The sequence below is a fragment of the Marinobacter daqiaonensis genome (assembly GCF_900115285.1).
GTDB lineage: Bacteria > Pseudomonadota > Gammaproteobacteria > Pseudomonadales > Oleiphilaceae > Marinobacter > Marinobacter daqiaonensis.
Genome location: NZ_FOYW01000002.1, coordinates 114,513 through 128,881 on the forward strand (window position 1 = coordinate 114,513; position 14,369 = coordinate 128,881).

Here is a 14,369-nt window from a genome sequence, read left to right on the forward strand (position 1 = left end):
GGCAGTTGTTACGGCGAGCCAGCGCCTAAAAAAATAGCAGGCAAGAGAGGAACCAGTCTTGCCCCGAATCATTTCCAGGCTGACCTTTGACAATGTCTTACAGTCCGGATATCGGCCGTGATCAGGAAATCTGAATGGCTGGTGAAGCGGCAGAGCGTTATGGGGGGGAACAGCGACCGCCAGGAAGGGTATCCTGGCGGTGCGCGGACTCACGCTGGCCCGGAACTTCAGTCGAGCTGTCGAACAGGAATCGCGCTGGTGTCGCGGGCGGGCACGGCGGGTACTGCCAGGCCCAGGTTGTTTTTCTCGAAAACCCGGTCGGCCCGGTAACTGGAGCGAACCATCGGGCCGGAGGGCACTTCCATGAAGCCTTTTTCGAGGCCGATGTCGCGGTAGCGGTTGAATTCCTCCGGTGTCACGTATCGCTCCACCGGCAGGTGGTTCGGGGTGGGGCGGAGGTACTGACCAAGGGTGAGGATGTCGACGCCGACGGCCCGCAGGTCATCCATGGTTTCGAGGATTTCCTCCTCGGTTTCGCCAAGGCCCAGCATCAGGCTGGTCTTGGTGAGCACGTCGGGGCGGTGCTGCTTGGCATGGGCCAGAACGCTGAGGGTCTTCTCGTAGCCGGCCCGGGGATCCCGTACACGGTGGGTCAGGCGGCGGACGGTTTCCACGTTCTGGGCAAACACGTCAAGGCCGGAGTCCACCACCTTCTCCACGTGGGGCATTACGGCGTCAAAATCGGGGGTCAGGGCTTCCACTGCAACCTCTGGAGTGCGGCGCTTGATGGCGGCAACACAGGCGGCGTAATGGCCGGCGCCGCCATCGTCCAGATCATCACGGTCGACGGAGGTCAGTACAATGTACCGCAGTCCCATCAGCTCCACGGACTTGGCGGTGTTCTCCGGCTCCTCCTGATCCAGCCAGCCCTTTGGGTTGCCGGTGTCCACGGCACAGAACTTACAGGCCCGGGTGCACACCGATCCCATCACCATGATGGTGGCCGTGCCGTTGTTCCAGCATTCGCCAATGTTCGGACAGTGGGATTCCTGGCAGACCGTGCTCAGCCGGTGTTCGTTGACGTTGCGCTTGACCGCCTCGAACCTCTCACCCCCGGGCATGCGGGCCCGCAGCCATTTGGGCTTGCGCTGAACCGGGGTATCGGCATTGGCGGATTTCTTGACGCCGTCCTTGATCGCGGAGAATCCGTGTTCATTGCGAAACTTCGAGCCGCTGGTAACGCGGGGCTTGGCGCTGTCGCTCATGGCAACCGGGGGTCCCTGTTGGAAAGGAATAATGTTCGTTCAAGGGTAAGGCCACGGCGCGGTTGTTACAAGGGAAATAGGGGAAATCCCCGTCCCCGGAGAACTACCGCGGCCGTCTCCTGAAGCGGCCTAGACTGGCGACTGAACGCGGGGCTCCGTCTGCTCGTCGAGCCAGGTGGCCAGCCCTTCCACTTGTTGCGGGCTGGCGTAAAGTCCCTGCTTGGTCCGGCGCCAGAGTATGTCTTCGACGGTCATGGCCCACTCCTGATTGACCAGGTACTGTACTTCCCGTTCATAAAGGGTGCCCAAAAAATGAAGGCCCAGGTCGCCAATGCCCTGGCTGCCTCCCAGCAGGTGAAAACTGTCGGTGCCGTAACAACGGACCAGTCGTGACGAAAGCAGGTCCGGCAGCCAGGGATAACGGGCCATCAGCTCTGACTGGAGGACAGTCTGGCTGTCGAAGTCGCCCCCGGGCAAAACTGCGGTGCGGGTCCAGGGCTTGCCCGCTTCCGGGAAGAACTGGCAGAGCTTGTTGGTGGCGACCTCCGCCAGCTTCCGGTAGGTGGTGAGCTTGCCACCGAACACGGACAGAAGAGGCGCCTGGCCCCTGGGTGCGTCCACCTCGAAGGCGTAGTCGCGGGAGGCTTTCTGGGCGCTTTCCTCCTCGTCCTCCATCAACGGCCGCACACCGGAATAGGACCAGACAACGTCCTCCGCTGACAACTGGCGCTTGAAGTAGTCGTTAACGATGTCGAGCAGGTAGTGGGTTTCCTCGTCCGAGATCCTGGCCTCGGAGGGATTGCCCTTGTAATCCACATCGGTTGTGCCGACCAGGGAAAAGTGGTCTTCGTAGGGGATAACGAAGACGATGCGCTCATCCTCGTTCTGAAGGATATAGGCCTCCGTGTCGCGATTCAGCCGGGGGACCACAATGTGGCTGCCTTTTACCATGCGGATGCTGTGGGGCGCCTGCAGGGTAAGCGTGGTGTCGAACAGGCTGCTCACCCACGGTCCCGTGGCATTGACCAGGGTGTTGCAGCGAACCTGGCGGGTTTGACCGGTCCGGGTGTCCTGCAGGGTGATCTGCCAGTGCTCCTGCACCCTCTCGGCGTAAGTACAGCGGGTCCGGGGGTACACCTCCGCCCCCAGATCGCGGGCCTTGCGGGCAGTGAGCACCACCAGACGGGCATCGTCCACCCAGCCATCGGAATATTCGAAACCGCGGGTGATTCCGGGCTTCAGCGGATCATCGCTGGTGAACTGGATGGCCCGGGAGCCGGGCAACCGTTCCCGCTTGGCGAGGTGGTCATAGAGGAACAGGCCGGTGCGGATCATCCAGGCCGGGCGCAAGTGGGGCTGGTGGGGCAGCCGGAATCGCATGGGCCACATGATGTGCGGAGCGTTGGCCAGCAGCGCCTCGCGTTCTGCCAGGGCTTCCCGTACCAGTCGGAATTCATAATGTTCCAGGTAGCGAAGGCCACCATGAATCAGCTTGCTGCTGCTGCTGGAAGTGGCCGAGGCCAGATCGTTCATTTCGCACAGCAGCACGCTGAGGCCACGACCCGCGGCGTCCATGGCTATGCCGGTGCCGTTGACGCCGCCACCGATCACAACGACGTCGAAATCCTTCTGGCGGGTCATGGCTGCTGTCTCCTCTGGAAAGCGGGGGTGAGGCATTCACCCTTCCGGAACGGGGTCGGTGATCAGCAGTATGAGAAAAGTCGGTCTATTCGTAAAGGAAAAAAGGAAAAAAAACGAAAGCCATGTTTCTGGCCCGGTTGTCAGACCACATGCAGGGCCACGTTGTTGTCCGTCAGTAACTGGCGGATCTCCTCCGGCGGAGCCTGGTCCGTGAACACGTGATTGGCCTGGGTGATGTTGCCCAGTCGTACCATGGCATTGCGGCCGAATTTGGTATGGTCCGCCGCCAGCATTACCTGGTCCGAATTGCCGATAATGGCCTGGGCGACCCGTACTTCCCGATAGTCGAAATCCAGCAATGAGCCGTCGTTGTCGATGCCGCTGATTCCGATGATGCCGAAGTCCATGCGGAACTGGTTGATGAAGTCGCGGGTGGCCTCGCCCACGATCCCGCCATCACGATTGCGGACCTCGCCCCCGGCGATAATGATGGTGAAATCCTCTCTCGCGGAGAGGATGGATGCCACATGGAGATTATTGGTCACCACCTTGAGGCCGCTGCGCTCCAGCAACGCCCGGGCGATGGTCTCGGTGGTGGTGCCAATATTGATGAACAGTGACGCATTGTCAGGGATGCGCTCCACGAGGGCTTTTGCGATGCGCTCCTTGGCCTCCAGTTCCATGATTTTGCGGGCCTGGTAGGCGGTGTTTACGGTACTGGAATCGATGCCGGCACCGCCATGGTGACGCCGCACACGATTCCGGCCGGCCAGTTCGTTCAGGTCACGGCGTATGGTCTGGGGCGTCACCCGGAACTGTTCAACCAGTTGTTCGGTGGTGACAAAACCCTGTTCCTGAATCAGGTCCATGATCTGGTCCTGCCTGCGGCGTTGCGGCATCGGCTGCTCCGGTTTGTTCGTGATCGAAAACGGACGGGTTGGGCGAGAGTATAGCTGAAACATTGAAAACCAAGGAGATTATCTAAGGTTGTTCGATATATTTTCGTTATCGAGCCAAAAAAACTTTTGTGATTGTTTGCGAACATGACAGGCCTGTACTAGAAACAATAGAGCCTTCGCAAACATGCGTCGGGTTCGGAGGCAGTGTCGGGCAAGCCCGGATCCCTGACCCGGAAGGCTGTATAAGTGCAAGTGGACAAGTGTAAAAGGACCTGGGGCGAGGTCGCCCCTACCGCCATAAGAACAAGAAGGAAACTGGATGTCACTGCAGCTGGAGAATATCTCCCGTGCCGTGGACGGGGTGGATTACATCCGTGATGCGAACCTTACCTTTGAGGCCGGCTCGTTCAATGTGTTGCTCGGAAGAACCCTGGCGGGCAAGACGTCCCTGATGCGACTCATGGCCGGCCTGGACAGGCCCGACACCGGTCGCCTGCTGTACAACGGTGACGATGTGACTGGCCAGAGCGTCAGGAAACGCAATATTTCGATGATCTACCAGCAGTTCATCAATTATCCCAATCTTTCGGTCTATGAAAACATCGCCTCACCCCTTCGACTGGCCCGCCTGAAGGAAGGGGAGATCGAGCGTCGGGTGCGGGAGACGGCGGCAATGCTCCGAATTGAGGGACTGCTGGGCCGTTATCCCCTGGAATTGTCGGGAGGTCAGCAGCAGCGCACCGCCATGGCCAGGGCCCTGGTAAAGGACGCTACTCTGATCCTGTTCGACGAACCCCTGGTAAACCTGGACTACAAACTGCGGGAAGAGTTGCGCTCTGAGCTGCGCCACCTGTTTCGTGAGCGCCAGTGCATCGCCATCTACGCCACCAGCGAGGCGAACGAGGCCCTAGCGCTGGGAGGCACCACAACGCTTCTCCACGAGGGCCGGGTGGTGCAGACCGGTCCGGTATCAGAGGTCTATCGTCGGCCAGTGGATACCCTGGCGGCCGAGCTTTTCAGCGAGCCCCCCATGAACCTGTTGCCCGGACGTGTCTCCGAGACCGGGCTGAGCTTTGACCAGGTGGCTGACCATGCCCTGACCCGGGAGCTGAAAGGGCTTTCCCCGGGTGACTATATCTTCGGCATTCGCCCCAGCCATGCCAGCCTGCGGCCCGCCGGGGAGGACGATCTGGAAATCCCGGTGACGGTGGAACTGGGTGAGATCAGCGGATCCGCCACTTTCCTGCATGTGGGGACCGGCCAGTTTGATCTGGTTCTGGAAGAGCCCGGAGTTCACCAGCATCGGCCCGGCGAGAAGATACGGGTCTATCTTCCGATGAACCGGTTGTTTGTGTTCGGTACCGACCAGCAACTGGTCCATACGCCAGCGGACACAGGGGGGCTTAATGGCTGAGATACGCCTCCGAAGCCTCGCTCACAGCTACGAGCGTCAGCCCAAGGGGGCCGACGACTACGCCATTCGACAGCTGGATCACGTCTGGCATAAGGGTGGCGCCTATGCCCTGCTGGGGCCGTCGGGGTGTGGCAAGAGCACCATGCTGAACATCATCTCCGGTCTGCTCCAGCCTTCGGAAGGGGATGTGCTGTTCGATGGCGAACGGGTGAATGAACTGTCGCCACGGGACCGCAACATCGCCCAGGTGTTTCAGTTCCCGGTCGTGTACGACTCCATGACCGTGTTCGATAACCTGGCCTTCCCGCTGAGAAACAGCCGGGTCGGCAAGGCGCGCATTCAGGCCAGGGTAGAGGAAATCGCGGGTGTACTGGAGCTTGAGAATTTGCTCAATCGCAAGGCCCGCAACCTGACCGCCGACGAGAAACAGAAGGTTTCCATGGGGCGCGGCCTGGTGCGGGAGGACGTCTCCGCTATCCTGTTTGACGAGCCGCTCACGGTGATTGACCCGCAGCTGAAATGGAAGCTGCGTCGCAAGCTCAAGGAAATCCACGAGCAGTTCGATATCACCATGATTTACGTCACCCACGACCAGCTGGAAGCCTCCACCTTCGCGGACAAGATCGCGGTGATGTACGAGGGTCGGATTGTGCAGTTCGGCACCCCGACCGAACTGTTCGAGAATCCCAACCACACCTTTGTGGGCTTTTTCATCGGCAGTCCCGGCATGAATCTCATTGCGGTGGAGCGCTGCGATGGTGGCGTCCGTTTCGGTGATACCACCTTTCCTCTCAGTCCGACGCTCAACGAACGGCTGGGGGAGGCCGGATCCACCAACATCAAGGTGGGCATCCGCCCGGAATTCCTCCAGCTTGCGGAGGCGGACAGTGATACCTATCCGGCCCGGGCAATGGATGTGGAAGACCTGGGGACCTATCAGATTCTTTCCGTGAACCTGGACGGCCAGATCCTCAAGGCCCGCCTGAGCGAGGATGCCAGGGTGTCGGCCGGGGACATGGTTCACCTGCGTTTTCCGGCCGGCTGGCTGAAGGTCTATGTGGATGACTACCTGATTCAGGAGGGATCAGCATGAGAAAGGTTCCCGACAACCGTGCCTGGTGGCTGGTGCTGCCGGTCCTACTGCTGGTGGCACTTTCCGCGCTGGTGCCGCTGATGACCGTGGTGAACTATTCGGTTCAGGACATTTTCGGGCCCGGCAATGCCTATTTCGTGGGCACCGAGTGGTTCCGGGACGTGCTGCGGGATGAGCGGCTGCAGGAATCGCTACTGCGGCAGTTCGGCTTTTCGGCCGCTGTCCTCGCCATCGAGATTCCCCTTGGCATCGGCGTGGCCCTGATGATGCCCCGTTCCGGTGTGAAGGCTTCGCTGTGCCTGATTCTGCTGGCAATACCGTTGCTGATTCCCTGGAACGTTGTTGGCACCATCTGGCAGATTTTTGCCCGCGGCGACATCGGCCTGTTCGGCTGGGGACTCAACGAGCTTGGACTGGACTACAACTACACCGGTAACCCGATGGATGCCTGGCTCACGGTGCTGCTGATGGATGTGTGGCACTGGACGCCCCTGGTTGCGCTGCTGTGCTATTCCGGCCTGCGGGCGATTCCCGATGCCTTCTATCAGGCCGCCGAGATTGATCGCGCGTCCCGCTGGGCAGTTTTCCGCTACATCCAGTTGCCCCGTCTGCGCAACGTGCTGGTCATCGCGGTTCTGCTCCGCTTCATGGACAGCTTCATGATCTACACCGAACCTTTCGTGCTCACCGGGGGTGGTCCGGGCAGCTCCACCACTTTCCTGAGCCAGACTCTGACCACCCTGGCGGTGGGTCAGTTCGATCTTGGGCGTGCGGCGGCGTTCTCACTGGTGTACTTCCTGATCGTGCTGCTGGTGTCCTGGCTGTTCTTCACCGCCATCACCCATATGGACAGGGATCGCTGAGGAGAGATTTATGAGAAAGGAATCCCGATCCCGGGGCATTGGCATCACCATTTTCATTGTGCTGTTGCTGACGCCGATCTACTGGCTCGTGAACATGTCGTTCAAGACCAATCGTGAGATTCTCAGCGGCCTTACGCTCTGGCCACGGGAGTTTACACTCGACAACTACGTTGTGATCTTCACAGACCCCAGCTGGTATTCCGGTTACATCAACTCGATGATCTACGTGCTGATGAACATGGCCATCACCCTGACAGTGGCTCTACCGGCGGCCTATGCCTTCAGTCGCTACCGCTTCCTGGGTGACAAGCACCTGTTCTTCTGGCTGCTGAGCAACCGAATGGCGCCACCAGCGGTCTTCCTGTTGCCGTTCTTCCAGCTCTATTCCTCCATTGGCCTGTTCGATACCCACATTGCGGTCGCTCTGGCCCACTGCCTGTTCAATGTGCCGCTGGCGGTCTGGATCCTGGAGGGGTTCATGTCCGGCGTCCCCAGGGAATACGACGAAATGGCTTACATCGATGGTTACTCCTTCCCCCGTTTCTTCGTCAAGATCTTCATGCCAATGATCGGTTCCGGCATCGGGGTGACCGCTTTCTTCATATTCATGTTTTCCTGGGTCGAGTTGCTGCTGGCCCGCACGCTTACCTCGGTGGACGCCCAGCCCATTGCCGCCATCATGACCCGAACCATCGGTGCCAGTGGTATCGACTGGGGCGTGCTGGCGGCGGCAGGTGTACTCACCATTCTGCCCGGGGTGCTGGTGGTGTGGTTCGTTCGAAATCATGTCGCCCGGGGCTTTGCCCTTGGTCGGGTGTAGGAGGCGGCCATGCTGGACTGGATGAACTGGACACCTCCCGTTGCGATCTTCTTCGCGAGCATCGTCGCGATACTGATGGCAATGACCGTATGGGAGATTGTCTCTCCCTGCACCGAGCGGAAGGGTTTTCTGCCCATCGCCACGACCCGGGGGGACCGGCTGTTCATCGGTCTGCTGTCGGCGGCCTACATTCATCTGGCCTTCCTGGCGGTGAGTGAGGTCTCGCTGTGGATCGCTCTGGCAGTGTCGGTGTTATGGCTGCTGATTCTGCTGCGCTGGGGATAGTTCCCGGGCGCCGGCAATTGATGACAGGGAAAGAACAGGGAGGACTGCCTATAGCGATCACGACCCAAACGGATTCAGGGGCCCCTGTGCCCCGAATGTAAGAGCAGGAGAGGGCGAACTGTCATGTCGCCGCGAGCAATGGACCCGGTCGGTCTGCAGTTGGGACGTGTCTGAAGGCGCTTCCCAAGACTCGACTCTTACACGAGCAAACGAGGTTGGATATGTTCAACAACAAGAAATACCCCAGAGCTCTGCTTCTGGGAGTCGCCGTAACTCTGGCGGGAGCCGGCTTCAGTGGCCTGGCCAGCGCCGATCAGTATGAGGATGCAGCCCGTAAATGGGCCAAGCACTTCTCCACTTCCACCCTGGACGAGCAGCAGCGCCTTGAGGAAATGCTGTGGTTCGCTGAGGCTGCGGAAAAGTTCCGGGGTATGGACATCAATGTGGTGTCAGAGACCATCGCCACCCACGAATACGAGGCCAGTGAACTGGCCAAGGCTTTCAGGGAGATCACCGGCATTAACCTGACCCACACCCTGATTCAGGAAGGGGATGTCATCGAGAAGCTCCAGACCCAGATGCAGTCGGGCCGGAACATCTATGACGGCTATATCAATGACTCCGATCTGATCGGCACGCACTGGCGCTATGGCAAGGTGGTGCCCATCTCCGACATGATGGAGAACGAGGCAAAGGACCTGACCCTGCCGACTCTTGATCTGGATGACTTTATCGGCCTGGACTTCACCACCGCACCGGACGGCAAGCTCTACCAGCTGCCCACCCAGCAGTTCGCCAACCTTTACTGGTTCCGGGCTGACTGGTTCGAGCGGGATGACCTGAAGAAGCAGTTCCGTGACATTTACGGCTATGATCTGGGCGTTCCCGTCAACTGGTCCGCTTACGAGGATATTGCCGAGTTCTTCACAGAGCATGTGAAGGAAATCGATGGTGAGCGGGTCTATGGCCATATGGATTATGGCAAGAAGGATCCGTCCCTGGGCTGGCGCTTCACCGATGCCTGGTTCTCCATGGCCGGAGCGGGAGACAAGGGCCTGCCCAACGGCCTGCCGGTGGATGAGTGGGGCATCCGGGTGGATGAATGCCATCCCGTGGGCTCCAGCGTAACCCGTGGCGGTGCGGTGAACGGGCCGGCCGCGGTCTATGCCACCACGAAATATCTGGACTGGATGAAAAAATATGCGCCCCCCGAGGCCCAGGGCATGACCTTCTCCGAAGCCGGTCCGGTGCCCGCCCAGGGCAATATCGCCCAGCAGATCTTCTGGTATACCGCTTTCACCGCCAGCATGGTGGAGGAGGGTCTGCCCGTGGTAAATGAGGACGGCACCCCGAAGTGGCGGATGGCGCCTTCGCCCCACGGCCCCTACTGGGAGGAAGGTATGAAGCTTGGGTACCAGGACGTGGGCTCGTGGACGTTCTTCGACTCAACGCCTGAAGAGCGTCGCCTGGCCGCCTGGCTTTACGCCCAGTTTACTGTCGCCAAGACAGTGTCGCTGCAGAAGACCCTCGTTGGCCTGACGCCGATTCGTGAGTCCGACATCAACTCCGATGCCATGACTGAAGCGGCCCCGCGGCTGGGTGGTCTGGTGGAGTTCTACCGCAGCCCTGCCCGGGTTCAGTGGACTCCAACCGGTACCAACGTACCGGACTACCCGAAACTGGCCCAGCTCTGGTGGCAGTACATCTCCCAGGCCGCCAGTGGCGAAGCGACCCCCCAGAAAGCCCTGGACGGACTCGCCGAAGCCCAGGACAACATCATGATGCGCCTGGAGCGGGCGAAGGTCATGGAAACCTGTGGGCCGAGACTGAATGAGCCAAGGGATGCCCAATACTGGCTTGATCAGCCGGGGGCGCCGAAGCCGAAGCTGGACAACGAGAAACCCCAGGGGGAGACCATCCCCTATGATGAGCTGCTCAAGACCTGGAAGGAAGCCCGGGAGAGCTGATTCCCATAAGCCTGGAAAGTAGGGATAAAAAAGGGGGAAGCCATGCTTCCCCCTTTTTTATCGGTTGGCTACTGGCCCGCAGCCTTCAGGGCCTGGTCAATGTCGGCAATGATGTCATCCACATGCTCGATACCGATCGACAGGCGGACCAGATCCTCGCTCACACCGGCGCTTCTGAGTTCTTCCGGATTCAGTTGGCGGTGGGTGGTGGTGGCGGGGTGGCAGGCCAGGGACTTGGCGTCACCGATGTTCACCAGACGGTAGATCAACTGCAGTGCATCGATGAACTTCGCACCGGCGTCACGTCCACCCTTGATACCAAAGCTCAGGATGCCGGAAGCCTTGCCGCCACAGATCTTGTCACAGGTGGCCTTGTAGGGGCTCCCTGGGAGGGCGGCATAGTTCACCCACTCCACGTTGGGGTGGGCTTCCAGGTAGGTGGCGACCTTTTCAGCATTTTCGCAGTGGCGCTCCATCCGCAGGGCCAGGGTTTCCAGCCCCTGCATGATCAGGAAGGCGTTGAACGGGGACAGGGCACTGCCGGTATTCCGCAGCGGTACCACCCGGCAGCGGCCGATGAAGGCGGCCTCGCCCAGGGCCTCGGTGTACACAACGCCGTGGTAGGAGGGATCCGGCTTGTTGAGCATGGGGAACTTGTCGGCACTGGCCTTCCAGTCAAACTTGCCGGAATCCACCACAACGCCCGCCACGGTGGTGCCATGGCCGCCAATGTACTTGGTCAGCGAGTGCACCACGATATCCGCGCCATGTTCGAACGGACGGCACAGGAACGGGGTGGCCACGGTATTGTCCACGATCAGCGGAATGCCATGGTCATGTGCGATTTTTGCCCAGGTCTGGATGTCCACCACATTGCCTGCGGGGTTGCCAATGGACTCGCAGAACAGGGCGCGGGTGTTCTCGTCGATAGCCGCGACCACGTTGTCGTAATCATCGTGGGCCACCATCCGGCACTCGATACCCTGATTTGGCAGCGAATGGGCAAACAGGTTATAGGTGCCCCCGTACAACTGGCTTGTACTGACGATGTTGTTGCCCACTGTGCAGATGGTCTGCAGGGCATAGGTGATCGCAGCCATGCCGGAAGCCACCGCCAGCGCGCCAACGCCCCCTTCCAGTTGTGCCATGCGCTCTTCCAGTACCGCATTGGTGGGGTTCATGATGCGGGTATAGATGTTGCCCTGGACTTTAAGGTCAAACAGGTCCGCCCCATGCTGGGTATCGTCAAAGGTGTAGGAGGTGGTCTGGTAGATGGGGGTGGTCGCCGCATGGGTGGTTGGGTCGCCACTAAAGCCGGCGTGCAGGGCTAGGGTTTCCGGTTTCATCGCTGGGTTCCTTGCTGGTGGATTTTTCGTTATCGGGTTTCAGCATGACGAGTATGCCACAGGCCAGGGAACCGTCGAACAGTTTCGGGCGTTGTGCTGTTAACAAGAACTCTATGATTTGATGAAAAGTTCACTCAACTGAACAAGGAAGCCCTCAATGAAAACGACATTACTTCGTTCCGCTGTAATCAGCTCGGGCATTTTGCTTACCGGAACCCTGGCGCCAGACCTGGCAAGTGCCCAATCCGGGTACGGGGCCGACAATAACCCCCAACAGACCGAGCGAAAGATCAACCAGGGCAAGGGCAGGTCCGACGAGGCCAAGGAAAAAGGCCGCGAGAAAGGCGATCAGATGCGTGGTTCTCCCGAAGACGCACGGGAGCGCGCCGATGAAGAGCAGGAGCGGGCAAGGGAGCGCAGGGAAGAGGAGCAGGAGCGGGCCCGGGAACGTGGGGAAGAGGAGGCTGAACGTGGTCGTGAGCAGCGAGAGGAAGAGGCTGAGCGTGCCCGCGAGCAGGAGCAGGCCGAGCGTGCCAGCTCCCAGGAAGAGAATTCGAACCGCATGAACGAAAACCGGAAGGCGGATCCGGCCTCCAAGGGAAGCGAACAGGGCCAGGCCCAGAAACAGGAAAAGTCCCGGGCCTGGTGGAACTTCTGGGGCGACTGACTGAAAGCCCGATCGAGTCAGAGTTATTAATTCAGCTCCGGCTTTCGGGTATTAAAAAAGCCCGACTCTTGCGAGCCGGGCTTTTTGAATACTGGTAGCAAGGGGCGGAGTCGAACCGCCGACCCCAGCATTATGAGTGCTGTGCTCTAACCAACTGAGCTACCTTGCCATTTCGGTCGGGTTTGCATCCCAAACGAGGCGCGTATTTTCAGTATTCAGGCTCTTTCTGTCAAGGCTTGCGGTCCAATTTCTGTTAAAAATTACACGTTGAACCGGAAGTGGATGACGTCACCGTCCTGAACGATGTAGTCCTTGCCTTCCAGCCGCCATTTACCGGCGTCCTTGGCACCCTGTTCGCCGTTGTACCTGACGAAGTCTTCGTAACTGACCACCTCGGCACGGATAAAGCCCCGTTCGAAATCAGTGTGGATCACACCGGCGGCCTGGGGTGCGGTGGCGCCAATACGGACGGTCCAGGCACGAACCTCTTTTTCACCGGCGGTGAAGTAGGTCTGCAGGCCCAGCAGGCGGTAGCCGGCTCGGATGACCCGGTCCAACCCCGGCTCTTCCATGCCCATCTCGTCCAGGAACATGGATTTCTCGTCGTCTTCCAGTTCCGCAATTTCGGCCTCAATCTTGTTGCAGATCGGTACCACGACGGCATTTTCCTGGGCTGCGATTTCCTTCACCTTGTCCAGGTGCGGGTTGTTCTCGAAGCCATCCTCACTGACGTTGGCGATGAACATGGTGGGCTTGACCGTCAGCAGGCAGAGCTCACGGACCAGGGCCATCTGGTCATTATCGAGATTCATACTGCGCACCGGCTTGCCTTCGTTCAGCACCGGCAGCAGCTGTTCAAACATCTCCAGCTGTGCCTTGGCATGCTTGTCGCCGCCCTTGGCAACCCTCTGCACCCTTTTGATGGCCTTTTCCACGGTGTCCAGGTCCGCCAGTGCCAGCTCGGTATTGATGATCTCGATGTCGGAGGCCGGATCGATCTTGTTGGCCACGTGAATGACGTTTTCGTCTTCAAAACACCGGACCACGTGGGCGATGGCTTCTGTCTGACGGATGTTGGCCAGGAACTGGTTGCCAAGCCCTTCACCCTTGGAGGCGCCTTCCACCAGGCCCGCGATATCCACGAATTCCATGGTGGTGGGGATCACCTTCTGGGGCTTTACAATCTCGGCCAGCTTGTTCAGGCGCGGGTCGGGCATGGGCACGACCCCGGCGTTGGGTTCGATGGTACAGAACGGGAAGTTCTCGGCGCCGATTTCCGCTTTGGTGAGTGCGTTGAACAGGGTGGATTTGCCGACGTTGGGTAGGCCGACAATGCCGCAGTTAAATCCCATGGAATGCCTCTGTTGGTATGGGGGAGCCGCCGAACGGATCCGGATCACAATGGAAGGACCGGATCAGGGTTCCCTGGAAAAATTTGGGCGAATTATACCGGTGTATGGCTGGCCGTGCGAATAAGGGCTTGTCGCGCTCACCGCGCGGCTGTCCGGGGCTCAGGCCGTGGGCTTGAAACTGTGCAGCCGGTTCATCGCAGCTGACAGCTTGCCGGTGGCCGCATCCGGCAGGACGCGCAGGATTTCATCGGTAACAGCGTTGAGTTCCTCGGTCTCCCGTTTGCCCAGTCTGCCCAGGACATAGCCGGTGACCTGGCGGCTGTCGCCGGGGTGGCCGATGCCGATGCGCAGGCGCTGGAAGTCATTGGTGCCAAGATGGGCAATGGTGTCCCGGAGGCCATTATGGCCACCATGTCCGCCGCCTTTCTTGAGCTTGGCGGTACCGGAGGGGAGGTCCAGTTCGTCGTGGGCAATGAGGATCTGCTGGGGTGTGATTTTGAAGAAATCCGCGAGCGCCTTTATGGCAAGACCGCTGCGATTCATGAAGGTGGTGGGGTTAAGCAGATGCAGGTCAAGACCCTGCCACTGGATGCGGGCGTAGAGGCCGTGGTACTTCCTTTCGGGGCGGAGCGACTGGCCCGCATCGCGGGCCAGCGCCTCGACGAAGAGGGCGCCGGCGTTATGACGGGTATTCTCGTAGTCGGGTCCGGGATTCCCGAGACCCACCACCATGACGATATCCTGTGCCATAACTGCC

13 protein-coding genes and 1 tRNA gene are annotated in these 14,369 nt (G+C 59.8%); 7 read left to right on the forward strand and 7 right to left on the reverse strand.

All coding sequences use genetic code 11. From position 1 onward, the window contains the following. Positions 1 to 227 precede the first annotated feature (227 nt). The 3 genes from lipA to BM346_RS13270 form a co-directional block, all read right to left on the reverse strand. Complete coding sequence (gene lipA / locus BM346_RS13260; protein WP_092014003.1) at positions 228 to 1,265, reverse strand: lipoyl synthase; 1,038 nt, start codon at positions 1,263 to 1,265, stop codon at positions 228 to 230. A 129-nt stretch (positions 1,266 to 1,394) separates the two neighbouring features. Then, the gene (gene glpD, locus BM346_RS13265) at positions 1,395 to 2,906 is read right to left on the reverse strand and encodes a glycerol-3-phosphate dehydrogenase (RefSeq protein WP_092014005.1); all 1,512 of its coding nucleotides are present in this window, start codon (positions 2,904 to 2,906) and stop codon (positions 1,395 to 1,397) included. 140 nt (positions 2,907 to 3,046) lie between these two features. Then, positions 3,047 to 3,805: a DeoR/GlpR family transcriptional regulator gene (locus tag BM346_RS13270; protein ID WP_092014010.1), complete on the reverse strand. Its 759-nt coding sequence runs from the start codon at positions 3,803 to 3,805 to the stop codon at positions 3,047 to 3,049. Positions 3,806 to 4,124: 319 nt separating this feature from the next. Here BM346_RS13270 and BM346_RS13275 point away from each other — a divergent pair, with 319 nt between their 5' ends. The 6 genes from BM346_RS13275 (at position 4,125) to BM346_RS13300 (ending at position 10,247) form a co-directional block, all read left to right on the forward strand. Next, a complete protein-coding gene (locus BM346_RS13275; RefSeq protein WP_092014013.1) occupies positions 4,125 to 5,219 on the forward strand; it encodes an ABC transporter ATP-binding protein in 1,095 nt (364 codons plus the stop codon). Beyond that, on the forward strand, positions 5,212 to 6,312 hold the full coding sequence (locus BM346_RS13280; RefSeq protein WP_092014016.1) for an ABC transporter ATP-binding protein: 1,101 nt from the start codon (positions 5,212 to 5,214) through the stop codon (positions 6,310 to 6,312). Before BM346_RS13275 ends, BM346_RS13280 begins: the two co-directional genes overlap by 8 nt. Further along, positions 6,309 to 7,175 (forward strand): carbohydrate ABC transporter permease, encoded by an 867-nt coding sequence (locus tag BM346_RS13285; protein ID WP_092014019.1) that lies wholly within the window; start codon positions 6,309 to 6,311, stop codon positions 7,173 to 7,175. The genes BM346_RS13280 and BM346_RS13285 overlap by 4 nt, the downstream gene beginning before the upstream one ends. A 10-nt stretch (positions 7,176 to 7,185) precedes the next feature. Continuing rightward, positions 7,186 to 7,995: a carbohydrate ABC transporter permease gene (locus BM346_RS13290; protein WP_092014022.1), complete on the forward strand. Its 810-nt coding sequence runs from the start codon at positions 7,186 to 7,188 to the stop codon at positions 7,993 to 7,995. 9 nt (positions 7,996 to 8,004) lie between these two features. Continuing rightward, the gene (locus BM346_RS13295; RefSeq protein ID WP_092014025.1) at positions 8,005 to 8,280 is read left to right on the forward strand and encodes a DUF2160 domain-containing protein; all 276 of its coding nucleotides are present in this window, start codon (positions 8,005 to 8,007) and stop codon (positions 8,278 to 8,280) included. 221 nt (positions 8,281 to 8,501) lie between these two features. Next, positions 8,502 to 10,247: an ABC transporter substrate-binding protein gene (locus BM346_RS13300; RefSeq protein WP_092014028.1), complete on the forward strand. Its 1,746-nt coding sequence runs from the start codon at positions 8,502 to 8,504 to the stop codon at positions 10,245 to 10,247. Between the two features lie 68 nt (positions 10,248 to 10,315). On the opposite strand, the gene BM346_RS13305 is transcribed toward BM346_RS13300, so the two are convergent. Continuing rightward, complete coding sequence (locus BM346_RS13305) at positions 10,316 to 11,593, reverse strand: O-acetylhomoserine aminocarboxypropyltransferase/cysteine synthase family protein (RefSeq protein WP_092014031.1); 1,278 nt, start codon at positions 11,591 to 11,593, stop codon at positions 10,316 to 10,318. A gap of 157 nt (positions 11,594 to 11,750) precedes the next feature. Here BM346_RS13305 and BM346_RS13310 point away from each other — a divergent pair, with 157 nt between their 5' ends. Beyond that, positions 11,751 to 12,260, forward strand: a complete 510-nt coding sequence (locus tag BM346_RS13310; RefSeq protein ID WP_092014034.1) for a hypothetical protein — start codon at positions 11,751 to 11,753, stop codon at positions 12,258 to 12,260. A gap of 92 nt (positions 12,261 to 12,352) precedes the next feature. Here BM346_RS13310 and BM346_RS13315 read toward each other — a convergent pair. From BM346_RS13315 to pth, 3 genes are all read right to left on the reverse strand, one after another. Then, positions 12,353 to 12,429: transfer RNA gene (locus tag BM346_RS13315), tRNA-Met, on the reverse strand. Positions 12,430 to 12,520: 91 nt separating this feature from the next. Further along, on the reverse strand, positions 12,521 to 13,612 hold the full coding sequence (gene ychF / locus BM346_RS13320; protein ID WP_092014037.1) for a redox-regulated ATPase YchF: 1,092 nt from the start codon (positions 13,610 to 13,612) through the stop codon (positions 12,521 to 12,523). A 159-nt stretch (positions 13,613 to 13,771) separates the two neighbouring features. Further along, positions 13,772 to 14,362, reverse strand: a complete 591-nt coding sequence (gene pth / locus BM346_RS13325; RefSeq protein ID WP_092014040.1) for an aminoacyl-tRNA hydrolase — start codon at positions 14,360 to 14,362, stop codon at positions 13,772 to 13,774. Between the last annotated feature and the right edge of the window lie 7 nt (positions 14,363 to 14,369).